Origin of the sequence: Lonepinella sp. BR2474 (assembly GCF_051851555.1) — a bacterium.
Lineage (GTDB): Bacteria > Pseudomonadota > Gammaproteobacteria > Enterobacterales > Pasteurellaceae > Lonepinella.
This window is the reverse complement of record NZ_JBPDVH010000004.1, coordinates 111,799-124,598: the sequence shown is the minus strand read 5'-3', so window position 1 is coordinate 124,598 and position 12,800 is coordinate 111,799. Positions and strand designations below refer to the sequence as shown.

The window sequence follows — 12,800 nt, the reverse complement described above, 5'->3', positions numbered from 1 at the left end:
GGAAACGATGAATTTAAGCGAAAAAAACACCGCACTTTCTGCACCGCAATCACTCTCTGAGCCTTTGCCAGCTCGTCCGCCACAACAAACTGGCGTGGGATTGTGGATAAAACAGAATTTATTTGCCACACCTGCACATGGTTTGGCCACGATTTTAGTGTTGTGGTTCTTACTCTTTTCTATTCCTGCTGTGGTGGAATGGGGTTTGTTACAAGCGAATTTCACCGCAGACAGCGGGCAGGCCTGTCATGCCTCAACAGGAGCTTGTTGGTCCTTTGTGCAGCATAAATACCGCATGATTTTATTGGGCATTTATCCTTTTGATGAACAATGGCGACCGTTTATTGTGTGCATTTTGTTGATTGGCTTGATTGTTTTGAGTGCCATTCCACGTTTTTGGCGAAAATCTTTAGTCGGTATTTGGCTTGTCGTGTTGGCCATTTGTGGCGTGCTTATGCACGGCGGTTTGTTTGGTTTAACTGAAGTAGAAACCGCACGTTGGGGCGGCTTGCCCATCACGTTGATTTTGGCGATTTTCGGGATTTTATTTGCCACGCCATTAGGCATTTTGCTGGCTTTAGGTCGCCGTTCAGACATGCCAATTATTCGTTCATTATCCATTACGTATATTGAACTGGTGCGTGGCGTGCCCTTTGTCAGTTTGTTATTTATGGCCTCGGTGATGGTGCCGTTGTTCTTTGCGGATGGTTTTTCATTGGATAAATTACTTCGTGCGCAACTTGCCGTGATTGTGTATGTGTCCGCTTATATTGCCGAAGTGGTGCGTGGTGGGTTGCAATCCATACCGAAAGGACAATTTGAGGGCGCCGCCTCGTTAGGGTTGAGTTATTGGCAAAGTATGCGACTCATTATCTTGCCACAAGCCTTAAAAGTGGTGATTCCACCGTTAGTGAGTATTTTTATCTCGATCTTTAAAGATACCTCGTTGGTGGTGATTATTGGCATTTATGATTTAACCCTCTCGGCCAAAGTCGCTTTAGCGGATCCGCAGTGGCAAGGTTTTAGCGTAGAGGCTTACGTCTTTATTGGGTTTATTTATTTTATTTTTTGTTATGCGATGTCTCGTTACTCTCGTTATATTGAGCAACGGTTAGAGTTGGCCAGACAGCGTTAATTAAAGCAATATAAGGAGCGAATTTGTGTCTAAAGTCATGGTGCAATTAAGCAATGTGAATAAATGGTATGGTGATTTCCATGTCCTGAAGAATATCAATCTCAGCGTGAATGAGGGCGAGAAAATCGTGATTGCAGGGCCATCAGGATCGGGTAAATCAACCATGATTCGTTGCATTAACGGCTTAGAACATCATCAAAGCGGGGAATTGACCGTGAATGGCGTGGTGTTAGATAACAATGTGAAACACTTGGAACAAATTCGCCGTGAAGTGGGCATGGTGTTCCAACATTTTAATTTATTCCCGCATTTGACGGTATTGGAAAATCTGACCTTAGGGCAAGTTTGGGTGTTAAAAAAGAACAAACAAGCGGCCATTGATACCGCCTTAGGCTATTTAGAACGGGTGAAAATTGCCGATCAAGCCAATAAATACCCTGGGCAATTATCGGGTGGACAACAACAACGTGTGGCGATTGCACGCTCTTTGTGTATGTCACCGAAAGTGATGTTATTTGATGAACCCACTTCGGCACTGGATCCTGAAATGGTGAAAGAAGTGTTAGATGTGATGGTAGAACTGGCCGAACAAGAACGTATCACCATGTTATGCGTGACCCATGAAATGGGCTTTGCTCAACGAGTAGCGGACTCTGTGGTGTTTATGGATCAAGGCAGTATTATTGAACAAACGCCACCGGATGAATTTTTCCGTCAGCCAAAATCTGAACGAGGACGTCAATTTCTGGCGCAGATTTTGTAGGACGAAACAAGCTAGACGAGATAAAAAGAGAAAGTGCGGTGTTTTTCACCGCACTTTTTGTTGAGATCATTGAGTTGATTATTCTCTATCGGTTTCCAATTCCCGCTCAGTATAACCCGTATACACTTGACGTGGGCGCACAATTTTTAAGGTGCCGAAATCGTACATTTCTTTCCAGTGGGAAATCCAACCCACGGTACGACCTAAGGCGAAGATCACGGTAAACATGGACACTGGAATACCAATGGCTTTTAAGATAATACCGGAATAGAAATCCACATTTGGATAGAGATTGCGATCAATAAAGTATTGATCGGTTAAGGCAATGCGTTCTAATTCCATGGCTACTTGTAATAATGGGTTGTTAATGCCTAATTCTTGTAATACTTCATGACAAGTTTCACGCATGACTTTGGCACGAGGGTCGTAATTTTTATACACACGGTGACCAAATCCCATTAAACGGAACGGATCCTTTTTATCTTTGGCTCGAGCAATAAATTCAGGAATACGATCCACGGTGCCGATTTCTTCTAACATTTTAATACAAGCCTCATTGGCCCCGCCGTGTGCAGGTCCCCAAAGGGAGGCAATCCCCGCTGCAATACAAGCAAATGGGTTAGCACCAGAGGAGGCGGCTGTCCGTACGGTGGAGGTTGACGCATTTTGTTCATGGTCAGCGTGCAGAATCAAAATGCGGTTAATGGCTTTTTCCAATACAGGGTTGACGACATAAGGTTCGCACGGGGTGGCAAACATCATATACAGGAAATTGCCCGCATAAGAGAGATTGTTTTGTGGGAACATGAACGGATGCCCAATGGAATATTTATAACACATGGCGGCCAAGGTTGGCATTTTGGCTAACAAACGAAGTGCGGTTAAATTACGGTGTTCTTCATCACTCACATCTAATATATCATGATAGAATGCGGCCAAGGCACCACTGACCCCACACATCACGGCCATGGGGTGTGAGTCACGACGGAAACCGTGGAAAAAACGGGATAATTGTTCGTGAACTAAGGTATGTCTACGCACCACTTGGCTAAATTCCGCATAATCGTCTTTGTCGGGGAGTTCGCCATAAAGTAATAAGAACGCCACTTCTAAATAATCGCAATTCATGGCAAGGTCATGAATTGGATAACCGCGGTGTAATAAAATCCCTTGTTCACCATCAATATAGGTAATTTCCGATTTACACATGGCGGTGGACATTAAACCGGGGTCAAAGGTGAATAAGTGATTTTTACTGAGTGCTTGCACATCAATGGCATCATAGCCCAAACTGGCTTTATGTATCGGCAAATCAAATTCTCGACCATCACTTAAACTTAGTTTTGCTGTTAAATCAGACATGGTTCACTCCTTTTGTCATTTGTTGTGTTTATGTTATGTTTTTGTGAACGTCATAGGTGTCTATTAAAGGATAATGATAGTTTAATAGATCGCATGATGGCGTTCCAAATTTGGTTTAAAAATTAACATAGTCTAAATATAACTCTATTTTGTATGTTTTGTCTGCAAAAAAGTATGTAAATTTTTTGTTAAATTTCAAAAGTGTGACGTAGATCATATTTTTCTTTTTCAGAATAAGGTAAAGTTACACTAATTTAGATGAGATTTATCACTTCTAAATTTTTTGTGTATGATGGATATTAAAATTTAATATAGGTAGGAACACGATGCAGAAGAATTCATTTCAGCAGTGGCTCGATCAAAGTGCGTTGTCTGGTGGCAATCAGGCTTATATTGAAGATCTTTATGAGCGTTATCTTGAAGATCCTGATTCTGTGGAACTGAGTTGGCGAGATGTTTTTGATCATTTAGCCAAAAACACGACGACGTCAAGTCAACCTGAACAAGCCCATTCGCCGATACGTGAGTATTTTCGTCGCTTAGCGTTGGAAAAATCACCCAAAGGGGTCACGGTGATTGATCCTAAAGTAGGGGAACGTTTAACCAGCGTATTAAGATGGCTCAACGCTTATCGCTATCGTGGGCATTTATTAGCGGATGTTGACCCGATTAATTTACGGGAAAAACCGGATGTTCCCACGTTAGATTCTCGCTATTATAATCTGACTGAGGCGGATCTTGATGAAGTATTTGATTTAAGTGGTCATATTTTCCACAAAGAAAAAATCAGTTTGCGTGAATTGGGGGAAACCTTAAAGAAAACCTATTGTGGCAGAATTGGCTTGGAGTTTATGCACGTCAATGATTTAGATGCACGGATTTGGTTACAACAACAAATAGAAAATTGGGTAAATGCACCGCACTTTAGCCAAACCGAGCAGGAAAAATTATTAGCCGAGCTGACCGCTGCAGAAGGTTTGGAGCGTTATATTGGGGCAAAATTCCCAGGGGCAAAACGGTTCTCCTTAGAGGGCAGTGATGCCTTTGTGCCGTTAATTAAAGAAATTATTCGTCATGGGGCGAAACAAGGCACGGAAGAAATGGTGTTCGGCATGGCACACCGTGGACGTTTGAATATGTTGGTGAATGTGCTAGGTAAAAAGCCGGCGGAATTGTTTGATGAATTTGCCGGTAAACATCATGGTAATGGCACCGGTGATGTGAAATACCACCAAGGTTTTTCTTCGGATTTTATGACGGATGATGGTCTCGTGCATTTAGTGTTGGCTTTTAACCCATCGCATTTAGAAATTGTCAGCCCAGTGGTCACCGGTTCCGTGCGAGCCAGACAAAAACGCATTGGTGATGATGATCATCGCAAAGTGCTAGCGGTTACGGTGCATGGTGACAGTGCGGTGGCAGGTCAAGGGGTGGTACAAGAAACCTTGAATATGTCTGATGCTCGTGGCTATACGGTGGGCGGTACCATTCGTATCGTCATTAATAACCGAATTGGTTTTACCACTTCATTCCCGAAAGATACACGTTCTACCGTTTATTGTACCGACATTGCCAAAATGATTGAGGCACCGATTATTCATGTGAACGGTGATGATCCAGAGGCGGTGGCCTATGCAGCTCGTATGGCGGTGGAATTTAGAACTTTATTTAAGCGTGATATTTTCATTGATTTAGTGTCTTATCGTCGTCATGGGCATAATGAGGCAGATGAACCGTCCGCCACCCAACCAATGATGTATAAAAAAATCAAAGCCCATCCAACACCACGTCAAGTCTATGCCGACAGACTGATTAACGCCGGCGTGATCAATAATGAAAAAGCCACTGGATTTATCAATAATTACCGTGATGCCTTGGATCGTGGTGAACGAGTGGTGCCTGAATGGCGTGAAATGAATTACGATAAAGTGGATTGGTTGCAGTTCTTAAATCCAGAATGGAATGCGACCTATGAAAGTCGTTTTGACACACAACGCTTTAAAGCCTTAGCGGCAAGCATTTCACAATATCCAGAAACGCACCCGATTCATTCTCGCGTGGAGAAAATTTACGCCGATCGTGCCTTAATGGCTAAAGGCGAAAAATTGCTCGACTGGGGCATGGGCGAAACCATGGCGTACGCCACCTTGTTAGATGACGGTTATCATATCCGTTTATCCGGTGAGGACTGCGGACGGGGGACATTCTTCCATCGTCATGCGGTGCTACACTGTATTAATGACGGAACAGGCTATGTGCCATTATGTCACCTGCATGATAAACAAGGTAATTTTGAAGTATGGGATTCTGTGCTTTCCGAAGAGGCGGTACTGGCCTTTGAATATGGCTATGCCACCACCACGCCGAAAACGCTCACTATTTGGGAGGCACAATTTGGTGATTTTGCCAACGGTGCACAAGTGGTGATTGACCAGTTTATCAGTTCGGGCGAACAAAAATGGGGCAGAATGTGTGGTCTGGTGTTATTGCTCCCACATGGTTATGAGGGACAGGGCCCTGAGCATTCTTCTGCTCGGTTGGAACGCTATTTACAACTTTGTGCGCAACACAATATGCAAGTTTGCGTACCGTCCACGCCAGCCCAGATTTATCATTTATTACGCCGTCAAATGTTGCGTACGGTTCGCCGTCCATTGGTGGTGATTTCACCAAAATCCTTGTTACGTCATCCGTTAGCGGTGTCTGCTCTGGAAGAATTAACCTACGGTACATTCCAAAATGTGATTGGTGAAATTGATGAGATTGATCCAAAACAAGTGAAAAGAGTGGTGTTCTGTTCGGGTAAAGTGTATTACGATTTATTAGAACGTCGTCGCAAAAATAATCAAAGCGATGTGGCGATCATTCGGATTGAGCAACTTTACCCTTATCCAGAGGACGAAGTGCGGTCTATTTTGGGGGATTATTCTCATGTGAAAGATTACGTGTGGTGCCAAGAAGAACCGTTAAATCAAGGCGCATGGTATTGTTCTCGTCATAACTTTATGCAAAGCATTCCTGCGGATGCGAATTTGCGTTATGTGGGACGACCGGCCTCCGCCTCACCGGCAGCTGGTTACATGGCGTTACATAATGAACAGCAACAAAATTTAGTCACCGAGGCGTTGACGTTATCGGCTTAATTTTAATACACAATTAAAAAGGAAATATTATGAGTGATTTAGATATTCTTACCCCAGTATTACCGGAAAGTGTTGCGGACGCAACGGTGGTTAAATGGCATAAAGCGGTGGGTGAAACCGTCAGCCGTGATGAAATTTTAGTGGAAATTGAAACGGATAAAGTGGTGCTAGAAGTACCGGCCAGTGCGGACGGTGTGGTTGCGAGCATTGCTGAAAACGAAGGGGCAACAGTGGTGAGCAATCAGGTTCTTGGTAAATTAAGTACCGAAGTGGATGGTGCTCGTGCCTCCGCGCCAGTCGCTACAACCGAGGCCACCCCTGCGGATCGCCAAACCGCTAATTTAAATCCAGATTCACAAGATCATCAAGAAGATTTAAGCCCCGCTATTCGTCGCTTAATCGCAGAACATGATCTTGACCCGAAAGCCATTAAAGGTTCCGGCGTAGGCGGTCGAATTACCCGAGAAGACGTAGATCGTGCTTTAGCAAATCAATCCCAAACTGCGGTACAAACTGGTGGAGATTTCTCACAAGCCAATTTACGCAGTGAAAAACGTGTGCCAATGACTCGCTTACGTAAACGTGTGGCAGAACGCTTGCTTGAAGTAAAAAATACCACCGCCATGTTGACTACGTTTAACGAAGTGGATATGCAACCGATTATGCAATTGCGTAAAAGCTATGGCGAAAAATTTGAAAAACGCCACGGTGTACGCTTAGGCTTTATGTCTTTCTACGTGAAAGCTGTGGTGGAGGCGTTAAAACGTTATCCAGAAATTAATGCCTCTATTGATGGTGATGATATTGTTTATCACAATTATTTTGACATCAGTATTGCGGTATCGACGCCACGTGGTTTGGTGACACCGGTATTGCGTGATTGTGATCAAATGAGCATGGCCGAAATTGAAAAAGCAATTAAAACCTTAGCGGAAAAAGGCCAAAATGGTAAATTAACCGTGGAAGAATTAACCGGCGGTAACTTTACCATTACCAACGGTGGCGTATTTGGCTCCCTCATGTCCACACCGATTATCAACCCACCACAGAGTGCGATTTTAGGCATGCACGCTATTAAAGATCGTCCGATTGCGGTAGAGGGTCAAGTGGTGATTCGCCCAATGATGTATCTCGCCCTTTCTTACGATCACCGTTTAATTGACGGACGTGAAAGCGTGGGGGCGTTAGTGACGATCAAAGAATTGCTTGAAGATCCAACCAGATTATTATTGGATATTTAATTTTTCGATTATTTTCGTGGGGCAGCCATGCCCCTAACATCAAATAAAAGGGACAGTCCATGAATTTACATGAATATCAATCCAAACAAATTTTTGCACAATATGGTTTACCGGTCAGTGAGGGGTATCCTTGCCAAAATGTTGAGCAAGCCATTGACGCCACTAAAAAATTGGGCGGTTCTGCTTGGGTCGCTAAATGCCAAGTTCACGCTGGCGGACGGGGTAAAGCGGGGGGCGTAAAAGTGGTGAAATCCACTGACGAAGTGCGGTCATTTTTTGACAAATTTTTAGGTCAACGTTTGGTCACTTTCCAAACCGACAGCCGTGGTCAACCGATTAATACCATTTACGTAGAAGCCTGTGCCGACGTGAAAAAAGAACTTTATTTAGGTGCCGTGATTGATCGTAGCTCACAACGTGTGGTGTTTATGGCATCAACGGAGGGCGGTATGAACATTGAAGAAGTGGCTCAAAAAACACCGCACTTATTACACAAAGTGGCCATTGATACCTTAATTGGTGCACAACCTTATCAAGGTCGTGAGTTAGCATTCAAATTAGGCTTAACAGGCAAACAAGTGGCTCAATTTGCACATTTATTTACCCAATTAAGCAAAATGTTTATGGAAAAAGATTTGAGCTTATTAGAAATCAACCCATTAGTGATTTTACAAAATGACGACTTACATTGTTTAGATGCCAAAATCGTGGTGGATGACAATGCCTTATACCGCCAACTAGATTTAAAAGCCATGCAAGATCCAAGCCAAGAAGATGGTCGTGAAGCAGAAGCAGAAGCCTTAAGTTTAAACTATGTGGCCTTAGAGGGAAGTATTGGCTGTATGGTGAACGGAGCAGGGCTTGCTATGGGCACCATGGACATCATCAAACTGCACGGTGGCCAACCCGCCAACTTCCTTGATGTGGGTGGTGGTGCCACCAAAGAACGTGTGGCAGGTGCATTTAAAATTATTCTGTCTGACCCTAATGTGAAAGCTATTTTAGTCAATATTTTCGGGGGCATTGTGCGTTGCGACTTGATTGCAGAGGGCATTATTGCGGCAGTCAACGAAATCGGTGTCAGCGTGCCGGTGGTGGTACGACTTGAGGGCAATAATGCGGAATTGGGGCGTGATATTTTAGCCAAAAGCGGCGTGAATATTCTGGCCGCCAAAAGTTTAACAGATGCCGCTGAACAAGTGGTCAATGCAGTGAAATAAGGAGCGGTTATGTCAATTTTAATTAATAAAGATACCAAAGTCATTTGCCAAGGTTTCACTGGTGGTCAAGGCACCTTTCATAGTGAACAAGCGTTAGCCTACGGCACGCAATTAGTGGGCGGCGTATCACCGAATAAAGGCGGCACCACGCATTTAGGGTTACCTGTCTTTAATACGGTGCGTGAGGCGGTGGAGCAAACTGGGGCAACGGCGAGTGTAATTTATATCCCTGCACCATTCTGTAAAGATGCGATTTTAGAGGCCATTGACGCAGGGATTAAATTAATCGTGTGTATCACCGAGGGCATTCCAACGGTGGATATGTTAACCGTGAAACAAAAACTGGCGCAAACCGATGTGGTGATGATCGGACCAAACTGCCCGGGGATTATCACGCCAGATGAATGTAAAATCGGTATTATGCCGGGTTATATTCATAAAAAAGGCCGTGTGGGGATTGTTTCTCGTTCTGGTACGTTAACCTATGAGGCGGTGAAACAAACCACCGATAACGGTTTTGGTCAATCCACTTGTGTGGGCATCGGCGGTGACCCAATTCCGGGTTCTAACTTTATTGATATTCTCAAACGTTTCCAACAGGATCCAGAAACTGAGGCGATTGTGATGATCGGCGAAATCGGCGGTTCAGCGGAAGAAGAGGCGGCGGCTTTTATCAAAGCGAATGTAACGAAACCTGTGGTCTCTTATATTGCCGGGATGACCGCACCAAAAGGCAAACGCATGGGGCATGCAGGGGCGATTATCAGTGGCGGGAAAGGTACTGCCGCTGAGAAAATTCAAGCCTTGCAAGACGCAGGCGTGACCACGGTGCAAAGTCTGGCTGAAATTGGTGAGGCATTGAAAAAATTGTTGGGATAGTTAAAGCTACGTCCTCAATCTTAAACTGCGGTGTAAAAATATTGATTTTTTTACACCGCACTTTTTTGTGATGTGATTGACGAAATCAATTTTCCCTTTAAAATAGGCTTAGGGTTTTATTTCAAGGATATTATTGTGTTTAAAAAATTCTCTCTTTCAATGCTCTTGCTTTCCTTAACGGCTTGCAGTTTTGGTGATAAACAATCTGCAATTCCTGCAGAATATGCTGGTGCGGCCTATGAACTATCAGATAGCAATGCACAAAAATGGGCGTTTGTGGCTAAACAAACGGAGCAATGTATTTATCCGAATTTAACTCGAATTCAATACGAGCATTTTCAAAAAGAAGATAGCTACATTCATTCTCAATATGTGTTTTTCTATCCTTTAGAGGACATTATCGGCGAAGATAACGTCAAAATCATTCAAGGCGATCAAAAAGCCATGGATTATGCCACCTATCAATTTAAAAAATACAAATCTAGAACGGATGTAGAAAATCTGGAAAATAAACAATGTGCCGTATTACGTACTAAAGCCCGAGATGATTTGGCCGTAGTAAAAGGTGAGCGTAAATCTGCCATGGTGGAAGAAAACAAAGAAAACGGCACTGCAAACGCAAATACCAAAGCCGCCACGGACGATAATAAATTCTTTTTTGATATTATTAAGTGGGGAGCCGCATTGTTGTTGTAGTTTTTTGTTAGTCAACATCCAACAAATCATCATATAAGGTTTCTAATTGATGGAAATCATTTGTCTTTTCGAGTTCAGTCAATGATGTCAATTTCAGGCAATCTCTAAATCTATCTAGAGGAATTGCCTGAATAGCTTGTTTCAAGGCAATCGGGTTGCCTAAATGGAACAAATAATAATCCTCCGAGCTTGTATTTTCTTTGCCTAATAGGGTGCCAAATTGCTTTTGTAATTCACTTCGTTTTGCTTTAATCACAGAATGCACAGGATAAACAAAGGTAATTTTATAATGCTGCCTGTCATCTGGGTAAGCAATGGCTAAATAACTGACTTCAGACATCAAAAGTGCTTGAATATTCTGTTTAAAGATTGTTGTTTTGGTATGGTAATACTGTGCTTTTCCTGTCAAAAAACGTTTAATATAGTTTTTATCACGATCATCCCCCAAACGAATGGTGAGAGTGAGATCATGGTGATAGCGTTGTTTCATACCTGTATAAGAAATATGGAATGTTTCCTGTAAAGAGAGAATATTTTCGGATTCAACATTTTGTGGGTAAACCACATGGCCATTCAACTGTTTTTTTAAAAAGGCTTTCAGCCACGCTTGGCCTTGATCTTTTTCTGAGGGCAATAATGGAAAAGCACCGATCCCAACTTCTCGAATAGAAGTGGTGTAGGGGTTTTCATTTTGGTTATGCTTATCTTGAATAAAATAGCCTGGGTATAAGGCATAAGCGCCAAAAACTGGTCGAGATTTTTTTAATAAGGACTTTTGCTCTTGATAAATTAGCGCATCCCGATAGCGGTGCATCTGGTTGATGGCATCATCAGGTACTAAATCTTGCGTATATTTTTCTTGCTTATTTTGATCGGAAACTTTAATCCGATATTTTGCATCAAATATAAAAACAGATCTATTGCCATTTTTGAGAGTAATCTCCAACAAAATATCGGGTTTTTGGGTCACTGTATAGGATATGATTTGATGCTTGCTCTTTTTTCCAAAACTAGGTTCATGAGCGAGTTTAATTTCAATCCCCTTGCTATTTTTAAAGCGAAACGCCCCTCCAAACCCATCTCTTAACCCCCATTCTCCAGTTGGCTTTTGTTCGAGTCTATTTTTATTGGATTCTACAAGATGAAAGCCCAAATCAAATAACATATTTTTGATCGTAATAAAGCACCATATCTCATAAAGTTCTTCAATAGATTTCATGGAAATATGCTTGTTTTCCCCAAAGAAATCTAAATAATACTTCATTTCTTGCCAAATCTGATAGACTTGGCTATACCCTGATTTTTGCTGTAATGCAAGGCTTGAATGGGTCGGTATTTCTGCGGGAATATTTTTTAAGAAACTAAATTTCTTTAATTTTGCTAAAGGTTTGAGCCAATTTTCTAAATCGTTTTTTAGGTAGTCAGAAAATTCTTCATTTTTCTTATCAATAAAAATTGCTTGAAGAATCTTGTTGAGCTGTTTATGGCTTTGATCAATGACAAATTTAATAAACCGATTTTCAGGTGTATCGGTACTTAAATATTTAGCATTGACAGGATAATGATGATGATATTCTTGGTTATGTAAGTGCTCTCTACATTTTTCTGCAATACGAGGGCTTAATTTTCCTTTGATTTTGTCCGCCTTGACAAAACGCTGATTATCTCTCAATTTATTGTGTGGTTGCTGTTCAATTATTTTGAGATTTTTCTCAAAATTGATTCTTAAAGTACGAAAATGGGCAAGCCAAAACAGAGGAAAATTCCTCCGCACTTCGCTTTGTTGGCTGTCGTTTTCTGTTTTGCTTAAAAAGTTAAAGCGTAATAATGGAAATTCTTTATCAATTTTTTCATAAATTTCAGGTAAATCGGTATCTAGAATGATTTTCGTTGGCAATACTCGAAACGTTAATTCAACCCGTTTTACGACAGATTTTTCTAACTGATAAACAATAGGTAAACTAAACCAACCTAAGTTATTCCCTGTAGACACATTGCCTTTAAATTGATTGGCTTTAAACGGCGGTTTATTGGGATAAAATCGATCATTAATACCTTTGAGATAATGCACCACTTTGGCAGAAACTAACTTAGTTTTAAAAGTGAATTCAAAGGAATATTCACAGTTCTCAAAGAAAATAGGCTGTTTGAACGTGATTTTATTTTCAAGGATTTGAAGTATTTCATCCCCGCAGTTTGCTTGCTGAACATCAATTCCCTCTATATAGCAATATTCTGGCGTCAACGCTTGGTTGCGCTGATCAAATAATGCCGTTAAACTTTTTTGGCGATTATCCACCGCAATAGCATAAATCGTCAAATCAAAGTCATCAGTTTCAAGGGTTAGATATTCTTTCATGA

At 42.0% G+C, this 12,800-nt stretch carries 9 protein-coding genes; 7 read left to right on the top strand and 2 right to left on the bottom strand.

The window, feature by feature from the left end:
* The first annotated feature begins 7 nt into the window (after positions 1 to 7).
* Positions 8 to 1,135 (top strand): amino acid ABC transporter permease, encoded by a 1,128-nt coding sequence (locus ACTG7Q_RS06665; RefSeq protein WP_439242151.1) that lies wholly within the window; start codon positions 8 to 10, stop codon positions 1,133 to 1,135.
* A gap of 37 nt (positions 1,136 to 1,172) precedes the next feature.
* Complete coding sequence (locus ACTG7Q_RS06660; protein ID WP_439242299.1) at positions 1,173 to 1,898, top strand: amino acid ABC transporter ATP-binding protein; 726 nt, start codon at positions 1,173 to 1,175, stop codon at positions 1,896 to 1,898.
* Between the two features lie 78 nt (positions 1,899 to 1,976).
* Here ACTG7Q_RS06660 and ACTG7Q_RS06655 read toward each other — a convergent pair whose 3' ends face one another.
* On the bottom strand, positions 1,977 to 3,260 hold the full coding sequence (locus ACTG7Q_RS06655; RefSeq protein WP_439242149.1) for a citrate synthase: 1,284 nt from the start codon (positions 3,258 to 3,260) through the stop codon (positions 1,977 to 1,979).
* Between the two features lie 326 nt (positions 3,261 to 3,586).
* On the opposite strand from ACTG7Q_RS06655, the gene sucA reads away from it, so the two are divergent.
* The 5 genes from sucA to ACTG7Q_RS06630 all read left to right on the top strand — a co-directional run bounded on the left by sucA (position 3,587) and on the right by ACTG7Q_RS06630 (position 10,439).
* Positions 3,587 to 6,403 (top strand): 2-oxoglutarate dehydrogenase E1 component, encoded by a 2,817-nt coding sequence (gene sucA, locus ACTG7Q_RS06650; RefSeq protein WP_439242147.1) that lies wholly within the window; start codon positions 3,587 to 3,589, stop codon positions 6,401 to 6,403.
* 29 nt (positions 6,404 to 6,432) lie between these two features.
* The gene (odhB, locus tag ACTG7Q_RS06645; protein ID WP_439242145.1) at positions 6,433 to 7,644 is read left to right on the top strand and encodes a 2-oxoglutarate dehydrogenase complex dihydrolipoyllysine-residue succinyltransferase; all 1,212 of its coding nucleotides are present in this window, start codon (positions 6,433 to 6,435) and stop codon (positions 7,642 to 7,644) included.
* 59 nt (positions 7,645 to 7,703) lie between these two features.
* Positions 7,704 to 8,864: an ADP-forming succinate--CoA ligase subunit beta gene (gene sucC / locus ACTG7Q_RS06640; protein WP_439242143.1), complete on the top strand. Its 1,161-nt coding sequence runs from the start codon at positions 7,704 to 7,706 to the stop codon at positions 8,862 to 8,864.
* Positions 8,865 to 8,873: 9 nt separating this feature from the next.
* Positions 8,874 to 9,743 (top strand): succinate--CoA ligase subunit alpha, encoded by an 870-nt coding sequence (sucD, locus tag ACTG7Q_RS06635; RefSeq protein WP_439242141.1) that lies wholly within the window; start codon positions 8,874 to 8,876, stop codon positions 9,741 to 9,743.
* 159 nt (positions 9,744 to 9,902) lie between these two features.
* Entirely contained in the window at positions 9,903 to 10,439 is a 537-nt protein-coding gene (locus ACTG7Q_RS06630; RefSeq protein WP_439242297.1) for a DUF5358 domain-containing protein, read from the top strand.
* A gap of 7 nt (positions 10,440 to 10,446) precedes the next feature.
* On the opposite strand, the gene ACTG7Q_RS06625 is transcribed toward ACTG7Q_RS06630, so the two are convergent.
* Complete coding sequence (locus ACTG7Q_RS06625) at positions 10,447 to 12,798, bottom strand: DUF2357 domain-containing protein (RefSeq protein WP_439242139.1); 2,352 nt, start codon at positions 12,796 to 12,798, stop codon at positions 10,447 to 10,449.
* Between the last annotated feature and the right edge of the window lie 2 nt (positions 12,799 to 12,800).

Coding starts and splice junctions, on each gene's coding strand:
- ACTG7Q_RS06665 (WP_439242151.1), top strand. CDS start 8: ATGAATTTAAGCGAAAAAAACACCGCACTTTCTGCACCGCAATCACTC.
- ACTG7Q_RS06660 (WP_439242299.1), top strand. CDS start 1,173: ATGGTGCAATTAAGCAATGTGAATAAATGGTATGGTGATTTCCATGTC.
- ACTG7Q_RS06655 (WP_439242149.1), bottom strand. CDS start 3,260: ATGTCTGATTTAACAGCAAAACTAAGTTTAAGTGATGGTCGAGAATTT.
- sucA (WP_439242147.1), top strand. CDS start 3,587: ATGCAGAAGAATTCATTTCAGCAGTGGCTCGATCAAAGTGCGTTGTCT.
- odhB (WP_439242145.1), top strand. CDS start 6,433: ATGAGTGATTTAGATATTCTTACCCCAGTATTACCGGAAAGTGTTGCG.
- sucC (WP_439242143.1), top strand. CDS start 7,704: ATGAATTTACATGAATATCAATCCAAACAAATTTTTGCACAATATGGT.
- sucD (WP_439242141.1), top strand. CDS start 8,874: ATGTCAATTTTAATTAATAAAGATACCAAAGTCATTTGCCAAGGTTTC.
- ACTG7Q_RS06630 (WP_439242297.1), top strand. CDS start 9,903: ATGCTCTTGCTTTCCTTAACGGCTTGCAGTTTTGGTGATAAACAATCT.
- ACTG7Q_RS06625 (WP_439242139.1), bottom strand. CDS start 12,798: ATGAAAGAATATCTAACCCTTGAAACTGATGACTTTGATTTGACGATT.